Source organism: Chitinimonas naiadis, assembly GCF_054780835.1.
This window is the reverse complement of the sequence record NZ_BAAGVO010000004.1, coordinates 1296099-1321551: the sequence shown is the minus strand read 5'-3', so window position 1 is coordinate 1321551 and position 25453 is coordinate 1296099. Positions and strand designations below refer to the sequence as shown.

At 62.3% G+C, this 25453-nt stretch carries 23 protein-coding genes; 10 read left to right on the top strand and 13 right to left on the bottom strand.

Going from position 1 to position 25453, the window contains the following annotated elements; translation table 11 throughout:
- Positions 1-334 precede the first annotated feature (334 nt).
- Entirely contained in the window at positions 335-721 is a 387-nt protein-coding gene (locus tag ACYVHK_RS12435; RefSeq protein ID WP_460532160.1) for a VOC family protein, read from the bottom strand.
- Positions 722-1001: 280 nt separating this feature from the next.
- Here ACYVHK_RS12435 and ACYVHK_RS12430 point away from each other — a divergent pair, with 280 nt between their 5' ends.
- Positions 1002-2510 (top strand): ComEA family DNA-binding protein, encoded by a 1509-nt coding sequence (locus ACYVHK_RS12430; RefSeq protein WP_460532157.1) that lies wholly within the window; start codon positions 1002-1004, stop codon positions 2508-2510.
- A gap of 155 nt (positions 2511-2665) precedes the next feature.
- On the opposite strand, the gene ACYVHK_RS12425 is transcribed toward ACYVHK_RS12430, so the two are convergent.
- Entirely contained in the window at positions 2666-3001 is a 336-nt protein-coding gene (locus tag ACYVHK_RS12425; protein ID WP_460532154.1) for a hypothetical protein, read from the bottom strand.
- 483 nt (positions 3002-3484) lie between these two features.
- Between ACYVHK_RS12425 and ACYVHK_RS12420 the strand changes: the two genes are divergently transcribed.
- Positions 3485-4135 carry a glutathione S-transferase family protein gene (locus tag ACYVHK_RS12420; protein ID WP_460532151.1) on the top strand — a complete coding sequence of 217 codons (651 nt, stop codon included), beginning with the start codon at positions 3485-3487 and terminating at the stop codon, positions 4133-4135.
- 21 nt (positions 4136-4156) lie between these two features.
- Here the strand turns inward: ACYVHK_RS12420 and ACYVHK_RS12415 are convergent, their stop codons facing one another.
- The gene (locus ACYVHK_RS12415) at positions 4157-5428 is read right to left on the bottom strand and encodes an aspartate carbamoyltransferase (protein ID WP_460532148.1); all 1272 of its coding nucleotides are present in this window, start codon (positions 5426-5428) and stop codon (positions 4157-4159) included.
- A 290-nt stretch (positions 5429-5718) separates the two neighbouring features.
- Complete coding sequence (locus ACYVHK_RS12410) at positions 5719-6294, bottom strand: hypothetical protein (protein ID WP_460532145.1); 576 nt, start codon at positions 6292-6294, stop codon at positions 5719-5721.
- 367 nt (positions 6295-6661) lie between these two features.
- Here ACYVHK_RS12410 and dapA point away from each other — a divergent pair, with 367 nt between their 5' ends.
- Positions 6662-7516: a 4-hydroxy-tetrahydrodipicolinate synthase family protein gene (dapA, locus tag ACYVHK_RS12405; protein ID WP_460532142.1), complete on the top strand. Its 855-nt coding sequence runs from the start codon at positions 6662-6664 to the stop codon at positions 7514-7516.
- A 100-nt stretch (positions 7517-7616) separates the two neighbouring features.
- On the opposite strand, the gene ACYVHK_RS12400 is transcribed toward dapA, so the two are convergent.
- Complete coding sequence (locus ACYVHK_RS12400) at positions 7617-9218, bottom strand: FMN-binding glutamate synthase family protein (protein ID WP_460532139.1); 1602 nt, start codon at positions 9216-9218, stop codon at positions 7617-7619.
- Positions 9219-9633: 415 nt separating this feature from the next.
- Positions 9634-10398, bottom strand: a complete 765-nt coding sequence (locus tag ACYVHK_RS12395; protein WP_460532136.1) for a TorF family putative porin — start codon at positions 10396-10398, stop codon at positions 9634-9636.
- Between the two features lie 305 nt (positions 10399-10703).
- Between ACYVHK_RS12395 and ACYVHK_RS12390 the strand changes: the two genes are divergently transcribed.
- On the top strand, positions 10704-11405 hold the full coding sequence (locus ACYVHK_RS12390) for a BPL-N domain-containing protein (RefSeq protein ID WP_460532133.1): 702 nt from the start codon (positions 10704-10706) through the stop codon (positions 11403-11405).
- Between the two features lie 158 nt (positions 11406-11563).
- Positions 11564-12400, top strand: coding sequence for an alpha/beta fold hydrolase (locus ACYVHK_RS12385; RefSeq protein WP_460532130.1), 837 nt, complete (start codon positions 11564-11566; stop codon positions 12398-12400).
- A gap of 123 nt (positions 12401-12523) precedes the next feature.
- On the opposite strand, the gene ACYVHK_RS12380 is transcribed toward ACYVHK_RS12385, so the two are convergent.
- Positions 12524-13177: a hypothetical protein gene (locus ACYVHK_RS12380; RefSeq protein ID WP_460532127.1), complete on the bottom strand. Its 654-nt coding sequence runs from the start codon at positions 13175-13177 to the stop codon at positions 12524-12526.
- A gap of 303 nt (positions 13178-13480) precedes the next feature.
- On the opposite strand from ACYVHK_RS12380, the gene ACYVHK_RS12375 reads away from it, so the two are divergent.
- Positions 13481-15607 (top strand): TonB-dependent receptor family protein, encoded by a 2127-nt coding sequence (locus tag ACYVHK_RS12375; RefSeq protein WP_460532124.1) that lies wholly within the window; start codon positions 13481-13483, stop codon positions 15605-15607.
- 81 nt (positions 15608-15688) lie between these two features.
- On the opposite strand, the gene ACYVHK_RS12370 is transcribed toward ACYVHK_RS12375, so the two are convergent.
- Both ACYVHK_RS12370 and ACYVHK_RS12365 read right to left on the bottom strand, forming a co-directional pair.
- Positions 15689-16051, bottom strand: coding sequence for a VOC family protein (locus tag ACYVHK_RS12370; RefSeq protein ID WP_460532121.1), 363 nt, complete (start codon positions 16049-16051; stop codon positions 15689-15691).
- A gap of 70 nt (positions 16052-16121) precedes the next feature.
- Positions 16122-17810, bottom strand: coding sequence for an SgrR family transcriptional regulator (locus ACYVHK_RS12365; protein WP_460532118.1), 1689 nt, complete (start codon positions 17808-17810; stop codon positions 16122-16124).
- Between the two features lie 96 nt (positions 17811-17906).
- Here ACYVHK_RS12365 and ACYVHK_RS12360 point away from each other — a divergent pair, with 96 nt between their 5' ends.
- Positions 17907-19097, top strand: coding sequence for an MFS transporter (locus ACYVHK_RS12360; protein WP_460532115.1), 1191 nt, complete (start codon positions 17907-17909; stop codon positions 19095-19097).
- Positions 19098-19251: 154 nt separating this feature from the next.
- Positions 19252-21585, top strand: coding sequence for an eCIS core domain-containing protein (locus ACYVHK_RS12355; protein ID WP_460532112.1), 2334 nt, complete (start codon positions 19252-19254; stop codon positions 21583-21585).
- Here the strand turns inward: ACYVHK_RS12355 and ACYVHK_RS12350 are convergent.
- The gene (locus ACYVHK_RS12350; RefSeq protein WP_460532109.1) at positions 21582-22124 is read right to left on the bottom strand and encodes a DUF1697 domain-containing protein; all 543 of its coding nucleotides are present in this window, start codon (positions 22122-22124) and stop codon (positions 21582-21584) included. The genes ACYVHK_RS12355 and ACYVHK_RS12350 overlap by 4 nt on opposite strands.
- A gap of 397 nt (positions 22125-22521) precedes the next feature.
- Here ACYVHK_RS12350 and ACYVHK_RS12345 point away from each other — a divergent pair, with 397 nt between their 5' ends.
- Both ACYVHK_RS12345 and ACYVHK_RS12340 read left to right on the top strand, forming a co-directional pair.
- Positions 22522-22950: a globin family protein gene (locus ACYVHK_RS12345; protein ID WP_460532106.1), complete on the top strand. Its 429-nt coding sequence runs from the start codon at positions 22522-22524 to the stop codon at positions 22948-22950.
- A 188-nt stretch (positions 22951-23138) separates the two neighbouring features.
- Entirely contained in the window at positions 23139-23909 is a 771-nt protein-coding gene (locus ACYVHK_RS12340) for a hypothetical protein (protein ID WP_460532103.1), read from the top strand.
- A gap of 38 nt (positions 23910-23947) precedes the next feature.
- Here the strand turns inward: ACYVHK_RS12340 and ACYVHK_RS12335 are convergent, their stop codons facing one another.
- From ACYVHK_RS12335 to ACYVHK_RS12325, 3 genes are all read right to left on the bottom strand, one after another.
- Positions 23948-24787 (bottom strand): DUF6348 family protein, encoded by an 840-nt coding sequence (locus ACYVHK_RS12335; protein WP_460532100.1) that lies wholly within the window; start codon positions 24785-24787, stop codon positions 23948-23950.
- Between the two features lie 27 nt (positions 24788-24814).
- Positions 24815-25048, bottom strand: a complete 234-nt coding sequence (locus tag ACYVHK_RS12330; RefSeq protein WP_460532097.1) for a TM2 domain-containing protein — start codon at positions 25046-25048, stop codon at positions 24815-24817.
- A 145-nt stretch (positions 25049-25193) separates the two neighbouring features.
- Entirely contained in the window at positions 25194-25388 is a 195-nt protein-coding gene (locus ACYVHK_RS12325) for a hypothetical protein (protein ID WP_460532094.1), read from the bottom strand.
- Positions 25389-25453: the final 65 nt, after the last annotated feature.

The window sequence follows — 25453 nt, the reverse complement described above, 5'->3', positions numbered from 1 at the left end:
TTTGATGGGCGCCTCTTGGAAGATGCCTCAATTTTTATTGGTATCAGTCTGATCGCCATCTGTGATCGGTCGTATGACGAGCACCTGTTCGCACAAGGCAAACTGACTATCTAGTTTTAGAGGTTTTCTATGAGCTTTCAACGCTACTTTAGGATGCCGTGTAAGGGAATGGAGGTAGTCGGAGGATGATCATCTTGCAGCGAGCCCATGAGTAGGCTGGTGTGGTGATGGCAAGGGGTATCTCGCCCAGCTATCCCGCCGTTGCGCTGACTGAAGACAACGGCGGAATAAGTCAGCGAGACACAGCGACCCCGCTGAGCACTTGTCGGCTGGATCAAGCCGGGCTGTGGCAGACCGCTTCGATATTGTGACCGTCCGGGTCGCGGACGAAGGCACCGTAGTAGTTCGGGTGGTAGTGCGGCCGCAGGCCGGGGGCACCGTTGTCGGTCCCGCCGGCGGCGATGGCCGCTTGGTAGAAGGCATCCACCACAGCGCGGGAGCTGGCGGTGAAGGCCACGTGCACGCCGCTGCTGGCCTGACTGCCGCTACCCACCCAGAAGAACGGTTTACCGTTGGCGCCAAAGCCGGCATGGGCTTCGTGACCGGTCTGATCCTTGGTAACTTCCATCAAGAGGGTGATGCCCAGCGGTGCCAGTGCGGTGTTGTAAAAGGCCTTGGCGCGATCCATGTCGGTAATGGTGACGCCCAGATGATCCAGCATGTTCTTCTCCTTTGATCGACCGGCTACTTGGCCGGCCCTTGTTGGGGTGGGTGGCGCGCGGGCAGTATAGGCACGATCACATGACGTGTGAACGCAGGATCCGGGCCGAAGTGTCCTAAAGTGATCTTGAACTACGGTGCGCCGACGGTAGCTGCATTCCATGCAGGGGATTCGGCACCCTGTCGCACGGTAGCGGCAGCTGCTTGGATATCCGCGCATCCTTTCCGTTATTACGGTGCCACGAAGAGGCCGTTGCGGATTGGTGCAATAAGGAGTGGCAATGCGTTTGATCAGAGGTATACCCTGGCTGCGCGGGTTTGCCCTGCTGGCCTTGTGTGCGTGCCTGTTGCCGGCCCAGGCGCAGCGGCTGGGCTTGCTGGAATCGGTACAGCTGGACGGGCAGTGGGTCTACAAGGCGAGGCCCGGTGGCGGGACGCCGGCGCCGGTGTTGCGGGAAGTAACGGGAGGGCCGTTGTTGGGTCGTCTGCAACGCGAAGCAAGCGAGGGCTTCCTTCGTACCTTGCTGGCGCTGGATGCCGCCGCGCAGCGAACGGCCGGGGCGCAGACGATACAGCCAACCTGGCTGTTCAATGCGGAGGAAGACGGTGGATATGCCCGCCGTGGCTTCTGGTTGCGCGACAAGACGGGCGAGCATTGGGTGGCCGCGCCCTATGTCGATCTGCCGGTGAGCATGGCAAGCATCGATGACGGCAGCTTTGAAGAGATCTTTGCCCACGAGCTTGGCCATGTCTTTCTGCGCCGGTTGGTGCCGTCCTTACCGGATGGCTATTCACGCACACCGCATAGCAGCCTGGCGATCACCGACGAGCCTACGGCGTTTGATGAAGGCTTTGCGACGCATATGCAGGGTCTGGTCCGCCGCTATACCCATAATGCCAACCTGCGGGCGCACGACCAGGGGCTGCGCTGGCGGCCTATCACTCCGTTATGGCTGAGCAATGTAGACCGCGAACTGCGCGTGACCGGCATGCGCCAGAACCTGTTCATCCACGCCCAACTTGCTCTGCCGGGCGATACCCTGTTGCGGCAGCGGCGTGACCAGAGCAGCCTGTTTGATCGTAGCCGGCTCAAGAGCGGGAATCAGATGCTCGCCTCCGAAGGCTTTGTGGCGACGGTCTTCTATCAGCTCATGGTCAACGGCCCCGACAACGAGGCGAGCCTGGTCGGCCGCTACCAACCCTTGTTCGATGCCTTGCATCGCTTCAATGCCCAATCCCTCAAACCTGATAGCCATTTGCTGCCGACCTTGGCGATGGCGAGTGGTGATACGGCATTCCGCCGCGAGCTGGCGCGCTGGGTCGTCAACCTGAGCTACGGTGCAACCGTCAGCCCAGGCCTCAGCCGGCGTGTCGCTGCGCTGGGTGAACAGGGACAGTTGGGGGATATCGACGCCTTTGTCGATGGGCTCAAACCCCTGCGGCAGCAGCTCAAGACCCTGGCCGACGAAGTGGCCGAGGACCCGGTGCGGTTGAGCGCCGGTTTGAGCGGCAGCATCTGGCTCTTGAATGCCGCCACCGTGATCGAGGCAGGCAAGGCCAGGCTGCCCATGACGCTGGACCTCAATACGGCCGAGGCCGAACACCTCCGCACCCTGCCAGGTGTTGGCCCTGCCACGGCGGCCAAGCTGGTGGCTAGCCGAGAAGAGAGTGGGCCTTTCCGTAATCTGGTGGATTTTTGCTGGCGGGCCGGCGTGTCGGCCGACGCCGCGACCTTGCTGGAACAGATGCGGGAGGCGGCTCAGCAGGCTGGAACGTACGCACGGGAGTAGGGGCGGCCCCTTCTAAATGTCGCCTCTGCGAACGCACAAAAAAAGCCCGGCTAACGTTGCCGTAGCCGGGAAATCAGGGAGGAGTGAGAAGCAACAAAAGCAATGGCTGGGTAGCCTGGTCGCGGCGGGTGGTGAGACCCGCCGCCGGGTAAGACTTAGCGCAGTTCGACTGCGGCCAGCTTGATCAGCTGGTTGCTGCGGCCTTGCTCGGCGACATAGCCGGCACGGCGGAAGGCATCGGTGTTGTCCGGGCTGATGTGGCGGGCCTTGCCGGCGATCAGGATGTATTCACCCGAGCGGACGGTCTGGCTGGCTTGGCGGAAAGCGTCGGTATTGTCCGCAGTCACATTCTGCTTGGCCTGGTAGGCCACGGCGTGGGTAGCGACCGAGTTGTGGCGGACGGTATCGGTGTAGCTGGTATCGGCAGCGGCAGCGTAGGTAGCGGTCAGGCCAATGACGGAGGCGGCGATGAGCTTGGCGATGGTGTTCATGATGTGTTTCCTTTTCAAAGTGGGTAACTGGTCGAAGGTCTGGATCACTGGGCTGTCTTCGTTGCTGCGGTAAATATTAGTGCGCTAACGTTAAAGACAGACCTTAACTCTCATTGCGCTCTACTTGTCGGTGTTGCTGACCCGTGGAGCCGATCTGCGCTTCGCCGTGTTGCTGCGTTGCGCTTCCATGGACTGCAATATACTTACGACAATAACGATTAGCAAGCTAATTAATTAACCGTTCGTCGGTTTTGCAATGAACGGTGAACAGCAGGGTAGGTTGCACGTGGCAGGTTTGCGTGGAGGGCGACGTACTGAACGCGGCATCTCCGGGCTGTGTGCACCAGGGGAAAGGGGCTGTGGATCGCGCCGGAACAAGCATTGCTGCGCTACCGATAACGCTGAAGAATGGGTATGGCCCTTGCCGTAGTGCTTGAGGGTAGGCAGCCCGAACATGATGTCCATGACAGAAAGCGTCGCTCGATGACGATCATCATTACTGCGTTCGAACGGTCACCCGATGGTGGCAAAGGGTTGGCACGTGACACGCGTGTCCGTTGGGCGCTGGAAGAGGTGGGCCTGCCTTATGAGGTCCGCCTTGTGTCGTTCCGTGCGATGAAGGAGCCCGCGCATCTGGCGCTGCATCCTTTTGGGCAGATTCCCACCTATGAGGAGGGCGATCTGGCCCTGTTCGAGACCGGGGCCATCGTCCTTCATATCGCCGAGCACCACGCCGGCCTGCTGCCGGACGATGCCAAGGCACGGGCTCGCGCGATCTCCTGGATGTTTGCTGCGGTGAATACCGTGGAGCCGCCCATCCTCGAGCTCGCCAATGCGAAGCTGCTGGAAAGCGACAAGCCTTGGCACAAGGATCGTCTGCCCCTGGTCGAGCGGCGGGTGCGGGACCGTTTGCAACAACTATCCACCCGGCTTGGGCGTGCCGACTGGCTCGATGGCATGTTCAGCGCGGGCGACCTGATGATGGTGTCGGTAACGCTGAGACTGAAACCGTCCGGTCTGCTGGGCGACTATCCGAACCTTGCCGCCTATGTCGCCCGTGGCGAAGCGCGGTCGGCTTACCAGCGGGCGTTCGAGGCGCAAAGGGCGGTGAACACCCGCCCGGCGACTGCTTGATAGCAGCCCGCTCGGGATGAATCAATCCAGCGCATGAAAACGCGCGTCGTCCGGCCCCAGTTGGTGTGGGTGGGACCAGGCGGGCTCCCGCAGGCTGTGGGGTATCTGCTGGGCCACGCCCAGTAGCTGCGCAAAGATCGCCATGCGGATGGGGATGCCGTTGTCGGTCTGGCGGAAAATCGCCAGGCGCGGGTCGTGGTTGAGGTCGGTGGCGAGGTCGTTGGCGCCGGGGCGGCTGTCGCGCGGCAGCGGGTGCATGATCACCACATCCGGCTTGCACCAGGCATCGACCGCGGCCTGATTGATCTGGAACTCCGCCGTGTAGCCCTCGATCGCTTCGCCCGCCATGCGCTCCTTCTGTACCCGGGTCGCGTAGACCACGTCGGCGCCGGCCAGCCCGTCCGCCAGGTTGTGATGGACGGCGATGCTGTTGCCGTTGCGAGCACTGATATCGAGAATATGGCTGGGCATTTCCAGCCCACGCGGTGCCACCAGCGAGAGCTGTATGCCGCGATATTGACCGAGCAGCTTGGCCAGTGAATGCACCGCGCGGCCGTGCTTCAGGTCCCCCACCAGGGCGATGTGGCTGCCGTCGATCAGCTTGTTGAGGCGCGAGAACTCATGCTCGATGGTGTAGAGGTCGAGCAGGGCCTGGGTGGGGTGCTCGCCGGGGCCGTCACCCCCGTTCACGACTGGTATATGGGTGGCGCGGGCGAACTCCGCCACGGCGCCCTGGTCGGGATGGCGCACGACCATCGCGTCCACATAGCCGCTCACTACCCGGCTGGTGTCATAGATCGACTCGCCCTTGGCCATGCTGGAAAAGGTAAAGCCGGTGGTGTCGCAAACCGATCCGCCGAGGCGACAGAACGCTGCCCCGAAACTGATACGGGTGCGGGTGCTGGCCTCGAAGAACAGGTTGGCCAGCACGGCGCCTTCCAGCACACGGCTGATTTTCTGCCGGCGGGCGATGGGCTGCATCTGGTCGGCCAGCCGGAACAGGTCTTCCAGCGCATCGCGCGAGAATTGCTCGACCGAGAGCAGATGCTGGGAGCCGGCCACGCTACCGGCCGATTGGTATACGCTCTGCGTAGGGCTGCCGGCGCTGCGTAGAATCTCTGCAATGAACCGTTCCACCACCGTCGGCATGCTGCGGTGTTCGTTCGAATCGTCCGGCAGCAGCCAGCTATCCATGGCCCGTTTGCTGACACCTAAACGATCCGCCAGCGCGTCACGGGTGAGGTTGAGGGTACGCATCGCATCGCGAAGAACGATCTGCTGGGACGAATTCATAGTGTGCTCCAATACGCAATGTGTATATTTTGATTGTTTTTGTGCGATTGGTAAATACGCATTGTGTTTTTGCGGGCAGGCGACTTCTTAAGGATCACGCGTTGCAGATTGAGTCCGAACCTTGCTCCGAGTGACTGCGAACGAGGATCAGCGAGGCGTCCCCACCGCGGGGAGTGTGGGGGGAGTGGATGCGATACAGCGAAGCGCGCTTGAGCATCGAATATCGGTTGGCACCCGGCTGGGCCGGGTGCCGCGATCACGGTTCAGTCTGCGCGGTGCTGCGAGCGTGATCAGAAGTTCGCCGCCCGCTCACCAAGACCTTGCAATGGTCCCAGTGGGTTGTTGGTCCGCTCCATCTTGTCGATATTGGGCTTGCCGCCCCAGGTGCGGTACACCACCACGTCGTTCTTGAGCAGGATGATGGCGTTGAAGCGCCAGCCGGTGGTACGCCATTCGCGTCGGAAGTTGAGGAAGTCCGGCCAGAAGCTGCCGACGCGCTCGCGGTGTTCGCCGCTGACATTGATCTCAAGGCCGGTACAGTCTGCCGGTTGCGACAGGCAGCCGCGCACCCCTTTGTCCGCCTGCAGTCCACCGGCTTCTCCGCCCGGTGCAAAGCGGCGCAGGATGTCGGAGTAGTTGAGGGTCGCGACGTTGGCGTCGAGCTGCGGATCAAACCCCATCAGCCGCAGATCCTCCAGCTTGGTGCGGCGTGGTACCACCATACCCATGGTGGCCTCGGCTTCTTCATAGCTTTGCCAGATGGATTTTTCGGTGCTCTTGGCCTCGGGCAGCAGGCTGGCGCAGCCGCCGGACAGGAGCGAGGCGCCAATGAGCAGCGCGATACGTACAGGGACCCCGTTGCACATGATGACGCCTCCGGTAGCTAGCGTTGGCGCGGAACCTGCCCGCGTGGCACGAACATGGCTGAAACAGAGCAAAGTGCATGCCGAGAGCAAGGGCATCGGCCAAGTTGGCGACAGGTGCGCAGGCGTGGCTTTTGCGGTAAGGTTGTCGTCATGTCTACGCATGTCATCCCTGCGCTTTCCTGTCACGACGTCTTTGGCGTGGTGGTGGCGCGTGCCTGCGTGGCAGTCAAAAAATCGAAAAAACAGCGGCTCATCTGACCGGAGCGCTGTTCCGTCAGATGTGACGGAACAGCCGAGGTGTCGCTTTCTCCCTGCCTTGCTGCCGTCCCGCTGACGGGTTCTTCTCGGTCCTACTGGAGAGCAAGGCATGTCGGTATTCACAGGTATCTGGATTCCCCTTATCACCCCGTTTGCAGACGGGCAGGTTGATCATGCCGCCTTGCGTAGCCTGGTCGCGGACTATGTGGCTGCGGGGGTATCGGGGTTTGTCGCGCTGGGCACAACGGGCGAGCCCTCGTCGCTGGACGAGGCTGAGCAGGATGCCGTGCTGGCCACGGTACTGGCCGCTGCGGCCGGCAAGCCGGTGGTTGCCGGTTTGGCCGGCAACAACCTGGCGGCGCTCCAGCACCGGCTCACGTATCTCAATACCTTGCCGCTGGCCGGGCTGCTGGTGCCGGCACCGTACTATGTGCGGCCTGCGCAGGCCGGTATTGCACAGTTCTTCATCGGGCTGGCCGATGCGAGTGCCCACCCACTGGTGATCTACGATATTCCCTACCGTACCGGTGTGCGGCTGGAGATTCCTACGCTGCTGACCCTGGCGGGCCACCCCAATATCCGTGCGGTGAAGGATTGTGCCGGGTCGTTGGAGACCACGCTGGCGCTGGTCCGTGACGGACGCCTGGCCGTGCTTGCCGGGGAGGACATCAATATGTTCAACACCTGGTGCCTGGGTGGGCAGGGGGTCATCGCGGCGGCAGCCCATCTCCACACGGCAGACTTTGTGGCGGCTTACCAGGCAGTGCAGCAGGGTCGCCTGGCCGAAGGACGCGAGCGCTTTCTGCGCCTGGTTCCCTGGCTGCAACTGGCTTTCCGGGAGCCGAACCCGGCCCCGGTGAAGTGCGCCCTGGCGCTGCAGGGAAAGATACACAACGAGCTACGGCTGCCCATGGTGCCGGTGTCGGACGCGTTGGTGGCAACGCTGCGGGGGCAGTTCGCCTAGTGCGGCTTGCCGGTGGGAGGCAGGCCCGGGTGCGATGTAAATCGTACCGGGCCGGTGGTAAAGCCTGCATGGCTCAGCCGTGCCGCCTGCCGCTGATGACCTAGGCGTAGGCCATCTTGAAACTCTCGGCCGAGGCCAAGGGCCAGTAACGGTTGAACACCTCCAGTCGGCAGGGTCCGTCGGACAACAGTTCACCCGGCTCCAGAAAGCCCAGCACGTCGGATAGCCGCTTCACCTCGCTGCTGGAGATGCGGCGGACGATGTGCTGCGGGCGCAGCTCGGACGGGTGGTTGAGGCCGGCGGCCTGGACCAGTTCCTGCAGCGCGTGCAGGGTGTTCTCGTGGAAGCGATAGACCCGTTCGGCCTTGTCCGGCACCACGAGCGCTTTCTGGCGGTGTGGGTCCTGGGTGGCGACGCCGGTTGGGCAGCGGTCTGTATGGCATTTCTGTGCCTGGATGCAGCCGACGGCAAACATGAAGCCGCGCGCGGCATTGCACCAGTCGGCGCCCAGCGCCAGGGTGCGGGCAATATCGAAGGCGGTGACGATCTTGCCGGAGGCGCCAAGGCGGATGCGGTCACGCAGGCCGATGCCCACCAGGGTGTTGTGGACCAGTAGCAGGCCTTCCTGCAATGGCGTACCGACATGATCAGTGAACTCCATCGGTGCCGCACCGGTGCCGCCCTCTGCGCCGTCGACCACGATGAAGTCCGGGGTGATGCCAGTCTGCAGCATGGCCTTGGCGATGGCGAAGAACTCCCAGGGATGGCCGATGCAGAGTTTGAAGCCGGTAGGCTTGCCGCCTGATAGTTGCCGCAGGCGTTCGACGAACTCCAGCAGGCCGACCGGGGTGGAGAATTCGCCATGCGTGGCGGGCGAGATGCAATCCCTGCCCATGCTGATGCCACGGGTCAGGGCGATCTCCTGAGAGATCTTGGCGGCGGGTAGCACGCCGCCATGGCCGGGCTTGGCGCCTTGCGAGAGCTTGATCTCGATCATCTTGACCTGCTCGGTACAGGCCTGCTCCACAAAGCGCTCGGGGCTGAAGCTGCCATCGTCGTGGCGGCATCCAAAGTAACCGGAGCCCAATTCCCAGATCAGGTCGCCACCGCCAGCCCGGTGGTAGGGGGAGATGGAGCCTTCGCCGGTATCGTGTGCGAACTTGCCCATGGCGGCGCCCTGGTTCAAGGCCTGGATGGCGTTGGCCGAGAGCGAACCGAAGCTCATGGCCGATATGTTGTAGACCGAAATCTCGTAGGGCTTCGCGCGATCGGCGCCCACGGTACGGCGGAAGTCGTGCCCGGCCAGTTTGGTCGGGGCCAGCGAGTGGCCCATCCATTCGTAGTTGCTGGCCATGACGTCCATGTCCGTCCCGAACGGCCGGCTCTCGTTTTCCCCCTTGGCGCGCTGGTAGACGATGCTGCGCTGCTGGCGGGAGAAGGGTGTCTGCTCGTTGTCGTTCTCGACAAAGTACTGGCGTATCTCCGGACGGATGAATTCGAAGAAATAGCGCATATGGCCCCAGATGGGGTAGTTGCGCAGTACGGCGTGGCGTTTCTGCAGCAGGTCATAGGCACCCAGCAGCGTCAGCGCGGCCGATGGGATCAGCCACAGCCAGTGCAGGGGGCCGATGAGGGCCAGCGCCAGGACGATCAGCAGGACAGCGGCGGAGAGGATGACGGCCAGATAGCGACGGGATTGCATGCGTGATCCTTGCGGTGGGCGGGACGGAGACGAAGGCCTGCTATGAGGGCCAGCATAGCGCAGGGTAGGGGGCAATCCTATGGCCCTGAACCTTGCCGGCGGGCGTGTGGTGCATTCAAGCAGAAGCCGATGGCGCTGTTATGCCCCGAAAGGGGGATGCGGGGTGAGGCTGGGTGCGTAAATGAAGGTAAAAGGCTGGCGCGGTGAGTAGCTTGGGTCGAAGCCCAACATCGTTGTGCATCGGATCGCTCTTGTTGGGCTTCGCTGCGCTCAACCCAACCTACTTGTCGATCCCGCAAAAAAAGTGGGCCAACCGTTGCGGGCTGCCCACCTGAGTGCCGCCATCGACTCCCCTACTGAAGCGACGGCTGCGGGCGGTTCGGCGATGCGTTACGTCGCCGCGCCAGAGGGTGCTTTAGAGCGTCTTGCTGAAAGTCACGGCGACGCGACCGCGGCCGATATCCTTGTTGAAGGCGTTGCGGTAGTCCTGGCCGATATCGCCTTCGGCATTGGTATCGGTGTAATTGAGGCTCAGCGTGCCAAAGCCCACGTCCTTACTGACACCCAGGCGCCAGTCGTTGTAGCTGGCACTGCTGCGGTGGGCCACGGTCTGGCGGCCGATATGACCGCTGACGGTCCAGCCGTCACCGAGGCTCGGTGCCAGGGTCAGGTCGTAGTAGCTGCTGCCGTGGGTGTTGTCGCCGGTCTTGCTGGTCCAGCCGAACAGGTTGCCGGTGCTGCGCGAGTACTTGAATGTCGCCCACTGATAGCTAATGGCACCGTAGAGCTCGGTGGTGTTGGGGCTGGTCACGCCGGGGTTGCGGGTGCCCGGGTAGTAGTAGGTCAGTACGCCGATGTCGTAGCCCAGGTCGTCGACGATGTTGCCCTTGTAGCCGGTGTACACATCCAGCTCGGTCGGGTAGCTACCGCTGCCCTGGTCGGACAGCCAGCTGATGCTGGAACCCCAGGCGCCGGCATAGAAGCCGCTCTTGTGCGCGAAGTCGAAGCCGCCCTGGATGGCGGCTTTGTTGTTGGTCTGGGTAATGCCACGGAACAGGTAATCGGAAGTGACGGCCACGTTGCCGGTGAAGGTGTAGTCGGCAGCCGGGACATCGGCAGCGTGGGCCTGCGCGACAAAGAGGGCGCTGGTGATCAGGCTGGCGATGAGGGTGGTACGCATGGTGTGAGGCCTTTCAGATGAAGCGGTGAGGAGAGGCCTGCATGCTAAGGAGGGCGAGGTAAAGACGGAGTAAAGAAGCGGACGGCGGGCGTAAAAGTTCGATTGAGGCAATGCAGCCCGGCGAGGTGGCGTTGTCGTTTCTTGCTGCTGTGAACCCGCGGTGCTTAAGCCCGTCTTAGGCTGGCATCGCTTAAGGTGCGTACCGTACCCGTTCGGTATGTTGTTCCGCTTTCACCGGCCTTCGTCATGGCGCAGGTCCGGGTGGAAGTGATTTTCCACATGATTTATCAATGAGTTATCGATATATGAAATTACGCTGGCTGCTCAGTATCTTGCTTGTCACCACCGGTCTGGCCCATGCCAGGACGGTAGGCATCTTCAACGGCGCGGGTACTTGCGATGGTTGTGCCGAGACCGTTGCTACCTTCTTCTCGGCGCAGGGCGACAAGGTCGTCTACCTGAACGAGCACACCCTGAGCGCCGCCAAGCTCGCCCACATGGAGGTTTATGTGCAGCCGGGTGGCTCGGACGACATCGACGAAACACTGGATGCCCTCTCTACCGATCAGGTCCAGGCCATCCGCGAGTTTGTGCACGATGGTGGCAGCTATCTGGGTATCTGTGCCGGTGCCTATCTGGCAGCGCGCTACAGCTCCGCCGCCGACAAGAAAAAGGCCTATGGCCTGATCGACAATGCGGAATTGTCATCCGAGTCTTCGAGCGCTGCGCCGTCTTTGCTAAAAGTGCAATGGGGCAGCAAGAACCGCATGGTCTACAACCAGAGCGGCCCGCACTTCGACAAGAAAGCCGGGAAGGGTGTGCAGGTATTGTCCCGTTACACAAAGACCGGCCGCATTGCCGCGCAGGCCAGCACCTTTGGTGCCGGCAAGGTGGTACTGGTTGGCCCGCATCTGGAGGCCGACAAGGACTGGTATGAGAGCGATCATCTCAGCCTGCAATATGGGCTGAACCATGATTTGTTCCGGGAAGTGCTGGGGCGTCTCTGATAGCGGCGGTGGTTAGACTGAGACGCATGGCATGCCCCTTTCGGGGAGAGGAGAGAAAAGGTCCGGTTTCGGGCTGCCTCTCTTAAGTCGGCCTTGGGTTGTCTGCGTGAACGTGTCGCCGAAGGTAGTTTGCATAGACCAACGGAGTGGGGGATTTCATGATGATCGCGCCATCCTTTCATGCGCCATCCAGGGCCTTGTCTGTGCTGGGCATGGTGAGCCTGCTGCTTGCGGGGTGCGCCGCGATGCCTACGACGGCGACGCATCGTACAACTGAGGGCGTGCTAGCTTATACGCGGATCGGTGATGGCCGGCCGACGGTGGTGCTGCAATCGGGCCTCGGTGACGGCAAGTCGGCCTGGACGAACCTGATCTCGCGCCTCTCGCCACGCTACACGGTATTGGCCTATGACCGGCCCGGCTATGGCGACAGCAGCGCGAGCACGGCGCCGAGAGATGCCTGCACGGTGGCGAGCGAGCTGCACACCCTGTTGCATGCCGAAGGCGTGCCGCCACCCTACGTGCTGGTTGGGCACTCCCTGGGCGGGCTCTACCAGTATGCCTATGCGCGGCTCTATCCGGACGAGGTGAGTGGCCTGGTCCTGGTCGATGCGACCCATCCGAAGCATTGGCAGCATCTACAGGCCGATGCACCCAAGACGGCGGCGGTACTGAGTGGCATGCGCGCGACCGTGTTCTCGCCCATCATGCGGCGGGAGTTCGATGCTCAGGATCAATGCGTGGATCGTCTGGCGGCCCTTGCGCCTTTGCGCATGCCGGTGCGTGTGCTGACCAAGACCCGCTACGAGCTCTATGAGCGCGGGGCCTTCGAGGCGGTGGTGCATGCCGACGAGCAGGATTGGCTACGGCTGACGGGCGCTACGCGCGTGGAGCCAGTCGAGGGAGCAGGCCACTATATCCAGAATGATGATCCGGCCGCCGTGCTGCGTGCGATTGGGGCGGTTGCGGTGCCGGTTTCTGCTACTCATCAATGACATGCTGCCCGGGATGGATGACTGCCGTAATACGGTGTAATGCCCTGCGGGGATTGCGCCCTACGGCTTGCGGGGTTGAGCTGGTAGCGATACTGGGCGCCCCGGCTCAAACCTGCCACGGATTCAATTCAGCTTCAATTGTTCCGATGCCGGTAGACAGGCATTGACCGTCACCAGGTAGTGCCGCTGCATATAGGCGCTGGCGGTGTCTTCCGGGATGAGTGGGTTCGTGGCGTAGGTGTTGATGTGGGATTTGCCGGTCAGCAGCACGTCCGCCAGGATGGACTGGGTGTTGCTGTAACAGGCGGTGCGGAATGTCTTGGCATTCCACTCCTGTTGCAGCGTACTGAGCCTGGCCATGGCAGCGTTGAATTCCGGCGTGCCGAGGCCGGAGGACGGTAGCGTGCGGCTCGCATCGTAAGTGGCCGCCATGGCCTTGTCCCACTGGGCCATGAAGTGGTTGAACGCGAGATAGTCGGCGCGGTAGTCCGCCTGGGCAGGGGTGTCCTGAGTCGTGGCGGTTGTGGCGACCACGGGTGGCTTGGCCGCTTGCGGCTTGTACATGCGGTAGACCTGATAACCCAGCAGGCCCAGCGCAAGCGCGACGGGAACGATGATTTTCCATCCGCCCCAGCTCCGCTCGGGTTCGTCATCGACGACGGTATAGGTGATGTCGATCCTGGATTTGGCCGCCTCTGCTTGCGGGCCGACCTTGTTGTAGGCTACGCCGCAGCCGGGGCATTGCCAGTCGGGCGCAGGCTCCGCGGGCGCGCGCACGTAGCTACACTTTGGACAAGTGATATCCATTTTTCCTCTAGCCTCAATTGTTGTGTTTGTTTTTTTGCCGGGTGCTCTCTCGACGTTCAGGCTGAGCGTCGGGAACTGCCTGTGAGCTTGTGCCTCATTGGTGGGCACATACGTTCACTGGCGGCTCGCATGCTATCCAGTGCGCAGTTCTGGCGCTAGTGACAAGCGTGCAAGATTGGCCGCGTGACGCGTTGTCCGGCCTCATGCAAGGAGGCTTCACAGGCCACCTGCGTCCGGGCATGCTGAATGCCTTTCTCTCTCGTCCTGCTTGTCATGCCTGTCCATCTAATCCATCGCGCTGGTCTCGTCGTCGGTTTGATCAGCCTGGCTCTGCAGCAGGTGTGGGCGTCCGGTGTCGATCTGTTGGATCCGCAGCCGGAAGAAGCCATCGTTGTCAGCGCCAGCCGCATGGCGCAGCGGGCTTTCGATGCACCGGCAGCGGTGTCGCTGATCGATGCGGAGGCATTGCGCGATGCGGGTCCACGGGTGAACCTGTCTGAGGCCCTGAACCGGGTACCGGGCATCAGCGTGCTGAACCGTCAGAACTATGCGCAGGACCTACAGCTATCCATACGCGGCTTTGGTGCAAGGTCGACCTTTGGCATACGGGGTGTGCGGCTGATCGTGGATGGCATCCCCGCCACCATGCCGGATGGGCAAGGGCAGGCTTCCACCATTGATTTGTCTTCCGCCAAGCGGATCGAGGTACTACGCGGGCCCTTGGCATTGCTGTATGGCAATGCGGCAGGGGGCGTGGTGCTGGTGGAAAGCGAGGTCGGGGCGGCGCAGCCGACCGTGGGCGTCAGAGAAAGCCTGGGGGCCTGGGGCACGCAGAAGCGGGATGTGCAGTTTGCCGCAGGGGAGGGAGAGCACAGGGTACTGATCAATGCCTCGCGCTTCGAGACCGATGGCTACCGGCAGCATAGCGCGGCCAGACGCGATCAGCTCAATGCGCGCTGGCGCTGGCAGGTCGCTGCGCCAACCCGGCTGGATGTCACCCTCAATATGCTGGACCAGCCGGATTCGCAAGACCCGCAGGGTTTGACGCGTGCGCAGTGGCAGGCCGACCCCCGGCAGGCCATTGCGGCGGCCCTGACGCAGGACACTCGCAAGACGGTGCGGCAGCAGCAACTGGGTGCGGTGCTGTCCCACCAGCTGGATGACGCAACAACACTGAGTACCCGTGTCTATCTGGGTGCCCGTAGCCTGGACAATGCGCTCGCGACACCGCTGGCTGCCCAGCAGGTAGCGACGGCCAGCGGCGGCATGGTGGTGTTCCAGCGCCGTTACCAGGGGCTGGGTTTACAGCTGGACCGCCGCCAATCCATGGGGGAGGGGCTGGCGATGCGCTGGACGGCAGGCGTGGACTTCGACCGCATGACTGAGGACCGCCAGGGTTACCTTAACCTTGCCGGCCAGCGTGGGGCACTCAAGCGGGATGAAGACAACCTGGTCTACAACGCGGATGTCTTCCTGCAGGTCGCGCTGGATATCGGCCCCGCCTGGACGGCCACCGCCGGCGTGCGCAGCAGCCGGGTACGGTTTGAATCCGATGACCATTACCTTCGTCCGGGCAACCCGGACGACAGCGGTGCGCTGAGCTATCGGGCCAGCAACCCGGTGCTGGGTTTGGGCTGGCATGTGGCGAAGACCGTGAATCTCTACACCAATGTCGGCAAGGGTTTCGAGACGCCAACCTTCACCGAGCTGGCCTATCGGAACGGGGCGAGCGGGCTCAATACCGATCTGCGCGCCGCCCGTAGCCGGCATGCCGAGATTGGCGCCAAGTGGCGTTCGGCGGATCGTACGCAGCAGCTTGATCTGGCTGTCTTCGGCATCCGTACCACTGATGAGATTGTCGCCGACAGCAACGATGGTGGCCGCACCACTTACAAGAACGCCCCCAGGACCCGTCGACATGGTGTTGAGCTGAGCTGGCAGGGCCAGTTGAGCCAGGATTGGCGCGCCTACGCATCGCTGGCCACGCTCAGCGCCCTGTTCTCGACGCCGTTCAGCAGCGGTAGCCCGGCGACGGTCCTACCGGCAGGCAAGCGACTGCCCGGGGTGCCGGACAAGACTGCCTTTGCCGAGCTGGCCTATGCACCCAAGGCGGCATGGGGTGGGTTTGAGGCGGCGGTGGCGCTATCCCACCAGGGGCACATTCAGGTCAACGATGCCAATGACGACCAAGCGCCAGCCGTGACCTTGGTGAATCTGCGGGTGGGGTTTGCTCAAGCGGTAGGGGGCTGGGAGCTGCGCCAGGGCCTACGGCTGAATAATGCGACCGACCGCCGCTATGCCGGATCGGTGATCGTCAACGAAGCGAACCGGCGCTACTTTGAGCCGGCCTTGCCTCGCAATGCCATGGTGACGCTGTCGGCCCTGTATCGCTTTCAGTGAGTGCGGATTGACGTTTCGATGTGGCGCAAGGGACTGCGGAGATGGCGCCCCGGTAGGCGGCGGATACCGGCCCTGATGCGATCAGCGACGATGGCTGACCTCGACGGTGATCCCGCCCGGCGCAGTGAAGTAGAACATCAGGCTGCCGTGCATTGTCTGAGGCGGTAGGGGAAGGTCGGTGCCGTAGGCGACTAGCCGTTCGTAGGCATCCCACACGGCTTCGTCCGATGGTTGCAGAAAGCCGATATGGAAGTCCCGGGGGTAGTGCACCGCGCCTGCATGGTCGGTACGGTTCAGTGCCAGGATGAACCCATCCGCACCGCGCAGCAGGGCCATGCCGTTGTCACCCATGGTCTTGATCAGCGTGAAGTCAAAGCAGGCCTGGAAGAACGCCGCCGCGTTGGCGACATCGGGTACCGGGAGGTCGAGGTGGTTGAGCTGCATGGCTTGCTCCGCTGACATCATGCACTCAGTCTAGGGGACGGCAGTGTGTTCCGACATCGCACTCGTCCGATCAATCCTTCTGTTCTCCCTGCCGAACCCACAGCTTGCGGAAATCCATCCAGCCACAACGCGCCAGTTGTACGCCGCCGAGGTGCGGGGCGTAGTCCACACTCTGCCGTACATGGCGCATGGGTAGTAGCCAACCTTCCTGCACGACCCGGGCAAAGCCGGCTTCCAGCAAGGCCATACGCGCGGTTGAGTCCGGTTCGCCGGCGATCTGTCTGTCCGTATCCGCGAGCCACCGTAGCGCTGAGGCATCGGCCCAGCAGCGGAACAGGGCATCGCTGCTCAATGCGCCGTAGAGGCTGAACATCAGGTCGTCGTCCGTCACTTCGCCCGCCACCACCAGGTCGGCGGAATCCATCCATTCTCGCAAGGCGAACTCCGGGTAGGTGAGTACGGAGATGTTCACCCGGCTCCCCTGCGCTCGGAACCGCTCGGCAACCAGCTTGGCGAGGGCGATATGGGCATCGAGCTGGTAGGTGACGAGGTTGAGCTCGGCCGGCAAAGTGGGCAGATCCCCTTTCGCCGGTGGCAGGTGCTGCCAGACCGGCAGGTAAGCGGCCGCGAGCGTGCGGTCCTGGGACAGCCCGCACCGTGCGATGGTCGTGCGCAGGTCGGTGCCGATCGCCAGGCGATGTAGCGGGTTGGTAAAGGCGGTGCGGGCAGGGTTGAGCAGGACGAACTCGCAGCCTGGCTCCATCTGCTGCAGGGTTGTCCAATGCTGCGGTGAGAGATGGCGGTAGCTGAACTGGATATCGACATCCGGCAGCGGGCTGTCGTTGGGGACGACCCAGATATCGATCTCGTCGAGCAACGGCCGTTCACGGTAGTAGCCATCGAAGGCTTGCAGCGTGGCACGGTAGTCGTTGTTGCGCAGCAGCCGGAACGGCCCGGCGCCGACTGGCAGCGTGATGAAATCCGGTCGCAGCCAGTCGTTTGCCGGGATGATCGCTGCGGCGTGGTGTGCCAGCCGGTGCAGCAGGAGATGATCGGCCTGTTCGAGCACGATCCGACATTGCTGCCCATCACTATCGATCTCTACCAGGTGGCGGAACAGCGCCTGGTGCGGGCCGGGCGTATCGCGGACCCGGCGGAGTGATTGCACCACATCCTCCAGTCTCACCGCTTGTCCGCTATGGAAACGCAGGCCGGGCCTGAGCCATAGCCGCCATACGCGGCCATCCGGCCTGCTCTCCCAATGGTGTGCCAGCGCGGGCACGACGGCTTCGCGCTCACGATCGTATTCGGTCAGGCAGGCGCAGACCTGGTTGCTGATGTGCACCTCGGTGCGGCGATTGATGTGGATCGGGTCCAGGGCATGCAACGGCCGGTAGAAGGGGATACGCAAGGTACCAGCCCGGCCAGCGCCCAGGTAGGCGGGCAGGGATTGCTTGAGCCGGGCTTTGCCCTGGCTGGGCAAGCCATCGAAGGCGGCTTCCAGCCGGCCTTCTGCCAGCAGATGGTGAAGACGCTGCAGGCGCAGTGCATCGGGCTGTTGCAGCAGGGTGAGCGTGGAGCGATGCCCACGGCCGCGGCCGGGCTGCCATGTCAGCCAGCCCTCTGCCTGCATGCGTTGCAGCCGCAGGCGGACGTTGCGCTCGCTACAGCAGAGTGCGGCAGCGATATCGGCCAGGGTGGGCTGCGTCGTTTGCGGCAGCCAGTCTGAGAGGCGCTGGAACTGATCGAGCAGGCGCATGGTAATAAAAGGGGAAGTCGATACCGGAGTTTATCCGTTTTTAGCCTTCCGCTTTTTGGCGAGACTGGCTGCCTCTTCCCTCACGCCTCCCGCCCCATGTCTGCAGCCCTGCTCTGGCGCCATGCCACCTTCCGCCGGCTCTATGCCTCGACCATCAGCTTCTCGCTGGGCACCCAGGTCTACCAGCTGGCCATGCCACTCATCCTTTACGAGCTGACCCGTTCGGCCGGGGCGATGACCGCGATGCGGGCGGTAGAACTGCTGCCCAATCTGTTGCTGGCGATGTTCATCGGCGTATGGGTAGACCGGATAGACCGTGGCCGCTGGGCAAGAAGAGCCATTGCCGGCATGGTGGTGCTGTTTGCCATGCAGGCCTGGTTGCTGGACTGGGGCGCCCGTGCCCTGCCGATGTTCTTTGTCTGTGCCTTCGCGCTGATGACGCTCAACTACCTGTACAGCATCTGCCGCATGGGCATGGTGAAGGAGATGTTGCCTGAATCCCTGCTATTGCCTGCCACCGGGCAACTGACCGTACTCAACCAGGTGTTCGCTGTCCTCGGCCCCGCGTTGGCTGGCGGCGTGCTGGCCTGGCATTTGTCGCTGGGCTTGTGGATACCCATGCTGGCGATGTTGCTCGCCGCCTTTCTGCTGCGCGACCTGAAGCTGCCCGTGCGCCAGACCGACCCGAGTGGCTTCTGGCAGGAATGGCGCGAAGGCTGGCAAGTCCTGCGGGCCAATCGCCCGCTGTGGCACCTGGCCTGGCTGGTGGTGCTGACCAATGGCAGCGCCGGCGTGGTGGAGGTGTTGTTCCTGTTCCGCGCGCGGGATGAACTGCAATTGGGGCCGGCTCAACTGGGCCTGTTGTATGGCATGGCGGGCATCGGCGGCGTGGTGGGTGGCCTGCTCTGCAGCCGCCTGCGGCAAAGGCTGGGCCTGGGGAGACTGTTGGCCATGGAGCTGGCGCTGGAGTCCTGCTGCATGCTGCTGATGGCCTGGGCCGATGCATTGCCACTCCTGCTGCTGGCGCTGACGGTCAGCAGCTTCGCCAGCGTGATCGGCAACGTCTGTGTCTGGGGCTTCCGGCAGGAGAGTACCGACAGCCGTTATATCGGCCGTATCTCCGGCCTGACCGGCTCGCTATTCAAGCTCTTCATGCCGCTGGCGCTGGTGTTGTCCGGCGGGTTGGCGGGCAGCCTGTCATTGGCCTACCTGCTGAGCGTGTGCGCCGGGGCGCATTTGCTGGCGGTGCTGGGGACGCGGGTGTCGGCGGTGTATCGGGTGGTGTGATCCTGTTGGTCGACCGAGCGGGGGGCGTTGGTAAGTACCCATGTCGCGGGTCGGGTATGGCGTTGCAAACGGGTAATACGGCGTCCGGCTTGTTATCCCGGCGACCATATTCGATAACCAGTAGGTTATCCAACGGAACGCGGGGAGATGGGTCATGCGAGAGGTCAAGCAGCCAGCACCGCAGCTGAAGTCGTTGCCTGAACGTGGCCTCTCTGCACAAGATGAAACCGCACATGAGGCATCGGCTGTGCAGCGCATGGCGGATGAATCTCCGCAGTCCGCGCCCTTGCAAGCACTGCGAGAGATGGCTGCGGCGAGCCCCCGGCTTGCTGTCCAGCGGGCCCGGCGTGACGCCATGCTTGGCAGCGAAAGGATGGTTGCCCAGCGCGAACTGGTGGCTGGCCACCAGCCTGCGGTGACGCAGCGCGCCGCGCCGGCTGGCGGGCCTAACGGATTGCCAGACGGACTACGTGCCGGCATCGAAGAGATATCCGGTATGGCGATGGATGGCGTGCAGGTCCATTACAACTCGCCCAAGCCTGCGCAGTTGCAGGCGCATGCCTATGCCCAAGGCAACGACATCCACCTCGGCCCCGGCCAGGAACAGCACCTGCCGCACGAAGCATGGCATGTGGTGCAGCAGCGCCAGGGACGGGTGACGGCCAACATGCAGCACAAGGGCATTACCATCAACGATGATGCCTCACTGGAGCGGGAGGCGGATGTCATGGGGGCGCAGGCTTTGCAGCGGCGCACGATGACAGCACCTGTCATGGGCCAGTCGGCAGTGACCGGCACCGCGCCGTTGCAACGCAAGATCAAGATTGCGGACACCCCCGAAATTGGCGGCTGGGCTGGGCTGATATCGTCGCATCCCGCAGCTTCAGGATGGACCGTGCCTGTCGCCAGTGCGGTCAAATGGATGTTGCGTGACTCTCGAACACACCCGTTTCCGACCTTTGACCAATTGAATACGGATGTGACCGCGATAGTGGATACCGGTGCCGCGGCAGCAACCTGGCTGGCACAGCGGTTTGGGATCACTCTGCGGGGTGCACCAAGGTTCACTGGCGTGGCAGGAACGCGCTATATGGTGCAGACGCCGCAGATGCGGGGGGATATGCATGATGTTCGTGCCGCGATGGCGGTGGATCCCACCATGCGGCTCGTCTTTTGCATGACGGGGGGTGACCGGATTCCTGATGCAGGCGAGATATTGTCGTTCTATAGCGGGTTGGAGGCCAGGATAGACCTGGTGGCGGCCGAGCCCTGGGATGTCAAACCGGCACCCGGTGTCGCCATCGGGATGAGTGACGCGACCATTACCCTGCTGGATGCTGCTGAAAGGGACCCGCAAGCCGCCCGCAAGGCGATCAAGACCGCGATTACCGGCGCTCCGAACGAAGTGGAGGAGGCCGCCTATCGCAAGGAACTGCAGGATCGAGGCTTCAAGTCCGGCACACCCTATTGCATCATTAACTATCGTGATTCCGGCCATAAGCCGGAACCGGGCAGGGCCCCGTCCCATCCTGAACTGGATACGGGTGTGGCTGGCATGCAGCAGCTCTGCAAGATCGCCCTTAGTCGAGGGTTCACACCGGTTGTGATGGGCAGCCCGCCTGGCGGCGATTGGGGGGAGCCCAATCTGCTGAACTATTTCACCTGGCCTTGCTGCAAGCCGATCGACTCTCCGTCCGCCGTCTCCACCCGTAACAAGCGGCAGGCGGAGTATGGCCTGTTGCGCTATATGGCCGAGCACCTGAATGTTCGGGCCGTCTCCATGCGTAGCGGTGTGACCGACGCCATGGTGTTCTCCGGCATGGAGACCATTTCTCTGGATGTTGCCTATATCGAGGACGCCAGTTGGCAGCGTGCTTCCTTGCGTGACCAGATCATGCCGGGGGTATTTCACCAGGGGTTCTTTGAGCCACGGGATGACCCGGAAGAGGGACAGCATGTCGACGCCTGGGTAGGGGGCTTTGATGGGGATAACCTACGGATCATCGACAAGCTCTTTGATCAATTTTTTGGTACGGCTAAGGAGCAAATCCGTCACAGCACCGAACTGGACCCGCGTCACCCCTTCCGTGATCCCCGCTTGAGTGAGCGGATCATCACGCAACACCAGCAGAAGCTGACCGACGCGGTGGAAGCGCAAAAGCCGCATGAGGAGCAGCCCAAGAACAGAAAGCACCAACCCAAGAAGAGTGAGGTACTGAAAAAGCTGGAACAGAGAGTCAAATACACCGGCGCCAGCCTCCATTTTTTTGGGGAGAACTATGCTCGCTGGCGGAAGACCCACGATACCAACGAGGACCGGGTACCCCTGCTCAACCTGGCCGAGGATTTTGTGCACCTGGGGCACGCTCTGGACGACCTGGTTGCCGACTTGCACGATTTGCAGGTACGCCTGGCGCGCTTGAAAGCCAGCGTGGAAGAGCTAGGCCGGAGCCTGGATGATATGCAAAGGCGTCTTGATGCGCTCTAGTTCGCCTGAGCGCTCATTTCCTTCAGCTTCAGCACAGTTGCCCAATTGCGCGTGGTGAACGCTTCCTTGGTCAGCTTGTTGAAGGCCGGGACGATCTTCGAATCAAGTATGCCGACCTCGCACCACAGGTAGGCGGCCTGCGAGCCCAATGCGACCGCATCGGGTGCCCAATCCTGTTCCAGCATGGGCTGCGCCTTGCCGAGGTTGGCCTGGTCGGCCGTGAAGGCGATCAGGTGGCGGCTGGGGTCGCTTATCCGGTCTACCAAGGGGTTTTGCTCAATGATGGTATTGAACGTCGCGGTGCTGATGACGACGACTGCGGATGAGAACCCACACTTCGCTACGATGGCAGCTTCCAGCCCGCTGGCGATTCTGGCCGCGTCCTTTTCCTTGCTCTCGAATACGGCGTTGCCGCTGTTGAGCAGTGTGCGTGGATTGTGATAGCCGAGTGCTTCGATCATGCCGCGCAGATCGGCCATGGCAATGCGCTTGGCCTTGCCGACGTTAATGCCGCGGAGGAGGGCGATGTAGGTGGTCATGGGCAGTTATCGAGGCAGTAAGAGGGCAAGCGTATTGGTGGCTATTCGACATGGTCGATTTCCAGCCTGATATGAGCAGGTTGGTGCGGTTGTCGCAGGGGATGGTACAGGGATGACAAAGCACCTTACAAGCCAATGCCGGTACCACTTTGCGCGCTGGTCCGGCTCGGTCGTCGGAGTTGCTTGACTACCCAAGCTATTGAAAATTTAAGCTTTCCTTAGCGAATTTATCTGCTTGCCAGATCGAGGCCCGGCGTACTTTGTCGCTGCGCCCTTGGATATGGGGTGCTCCTTGCTGGCGAGGCGGTGGTTGATCAGCCCGGATGGCAAGGCCTGCGGCAATCATTGGTGGTGCTATGCCACCACGCCAGACGCCAACCGACTTTCGTGAGCACCTATGAACCACCAGACCATTACCCTCGTGCAGGAATCCTGGCGCAAGGTTACGCCCATCGCCCCGCAAGCTGCCGAGCTGTTCTACAACAACCTGTTTACTGCTGACCCGACACTGAAATCCCTGTTCAAGGGCGATATGGAAGAACAGGGCCGACGCCTGATGACCATGATCGGCGTTGCCGTTGGCATGCTGGACAAGCTCGATACGCTGGTGCCGGTCGTCCGCAATCTCGGTCGTCGTCATGCGGGTTATGGCGTGCAGGAGGCGCACTACAACACCGTCGGCGGCGCGTTGTTGATGACGCTGGGCCAGGGCCTGGGCGCTGACTTTACCCCGGCCGTGGCGGATGCCTGGGCAGAGGTCTATGGCGTACTGGCAGACACCATGCTGGAAGCCGCGCAACAGGAGCCGGCGCTGGAAGCCGCCTGATTGGACAGGTATTTCGCAATGCCTCACGCTTCAGGACTTGCCGATCGGCAAGCGCCAGGAAGCGCAGAAGACGGCCAGTTACCCTGGCCGTTTTTTCGTTGGTCGGGCAATGAACCAAATCCGGGTCTGACAGGACTGAAGGCAGGGCGATGAACAGCCCTTGGCCATTCAAAACAGGAGCGAGAAACGTGGTCTCAAGCAAGCGCATTGTCGTATCGGCCGTAGCCGGCCTATTCAGCCTGATGGCGGGCGCTGCCCATGCCGACGGCCTGGGTGACCTGAAGGCGGCATTGACCCGCCTGCAGGCGCAGGCGCCGGTCAAGGGCGTTGTGGAACTCAAAGCCTGGCGCAAGACGGGTGACGGTAAGGATGCTGAAGAGAGCAATGGCCAGGCCAGCATCGTGGTGGAAGACAGTCCGCGTGGCCTGCAGGTGCTGTATGGCAAGGACGTGCTCAGCAAGGTCGAGAGCGAGGAGCGCGCCCGCGCCAAGGACCCGAACCTCAAGGCGCCGACCATTTATGCGATGAGCGAGCTGGATACTTCGGCCTTGCGCCCCATGGTCTCTGCGGCTGCCGGCTTGGCCCGGCAGGTAGAGGAAGCCACCTTCAAGGGTGAGAGGGCCGATGCCTACGCCGGCAAGCCGGCGCGCGTACTGAGCTTTGAAATGCCGATCGAGAAGCTCAGTGAGCGCAACCGCAAGTATGTGAAGAAGTTCGAGAGCGTGCTCGATATCTGGATTGCGGCGGACGGTACACCGCTGGCAAGCCGCCATAACCTGAACGTATCGGGCCGGGCATTCGTGGTGGTGAGCTTTGAGCAGAGATCCGACGATGAATGCGTTTATAGCCAGGTGGGCGACCGTCTGGTGACGGTGCGCAAGACCAGCAAGAACAGCAGCTCGGGCGCGGGCGAGAAGCAGGAGAGCAAGGTAACGCGGACCTTGCAGGTGCAGTCCTGATCCATCGGCCAGGGGCCGGTGTGCCGGCCCCTTGGCGACTACGCTGCCGCTTGCGGCTTTGACGCGGTGCGGATCACGACATACTGCTTGCGAAATTCCAGCCCGTTCTGGGGCCAGGTTTCCACATATTTTCTGAGGTGTTCGGCGCCGAGCGGGAAGTCTTCACCGTCAACGCGGCAGTCTGCACTGATCTGGCCTTGGGCATCGCGCGAGGCGAACAGGCGGATGCCGACAAAGCGGTCTGATTTCAGCAGGGTGGTGAAGGCTTCATAGCTCTTGGTGTAGAGGCAGCAGGGGCAGAACGCGTGCTCTTCTTCTTTGGCTTCCTGATCGCGGGCGGCGTCCGAGCCGTAGTGGATATACGGCCCCATATAGATCTGTCGGCGCAGGGCGCCGCAGGGCTCGGACGCATCCAGATCCATGGTCAGCACCAGGCAGCTCTCGGTCGTTTCGGCCAGCGCGTCTTCTATGGTCGACAAATCGGTCTGCACCCAGCTGCGGAAGCCATTGATCAGGGACGTATCTTTCGATTCCCCGGAGGAGTGCTGGTATTCCTGCAGCCCGTTGGGGAAATACTCGGGATGGATGGCGGCAACGCGCGTGGTGGTGCGGATGTTGCCATTGCCCAGCTCGTGGGTTTCCAGAAAGTCGGTATGGAGTACCACGCCACTGGCGAGAGATAGTGCCTCGCCATGCTCGGTGACGGCATAGCCCTCTTCCTTCAGGACGCTGGCGAGCAGAATACTGAGCGTTTGAGGCTGGGTTTGTGCTGCCGGTTCCGGTTGCTGCGCTGGCAGGGGTGTTGCAGGGGGAGCGGGTGATGGCGTGGGTGAAACGGTGCGGTGCCGACCGAGCAGCGATTTGAGCCAATGGAACATGCTTCTCTTTAATCTGTAGGCTGGGGTTTAGTCCCAGACGTGAACCTTGCGACCTTCAAGGTCTTTGAACTCATTGAACAGGATGATCAATAGGTCGACAACGCTCCATACACCCAGGCCGCCAAAGGTGAACAGCATGGCGATGCCGGTTTTGATCTTGCCGGCATAGAAGCGGTGGGCGCCGAAGACGCCGAAGAACAGGCAGAGGACGGCCAGCAGGGGGCCGTTGAGTGGACTGAGCGGTGCGGTGGAGGTTTCCATGTTTTCCCCAAGGCTGCGCTATGGCTTGCGCTTGCCAGTGTACTGAGCAGAGGGCATGGAGTTTACGCGAAACCGCCGGGGTGAACCCGGCGGGCTGGGTGAGGCTGGGTCTTGCGCGCAACAGCCCGTAGGATCAAGCCGGCGATCAGCCCGGTTGGCCCAACTGCTTGCAAAGCGAATCTTTGTACGGACCGCGCACCTTGACCCAGCCATCGCCCGGTGTGGTTTGGGCGCAAAGGGTGGAGCGGTCGCCTGGGGCCTGCCAGAGGTACCAGGGGGCTGGGGCGGCCAGGGCGGCAAGTGAGACGATCGTAGTCAGGGCAAGCAGGGTGAGGCGCATAAGGTGTTTCCTCGGAGGATTGGCGAGTATAGGACACCCTTGGGCCAAGGCGAGTTCAAGCGATA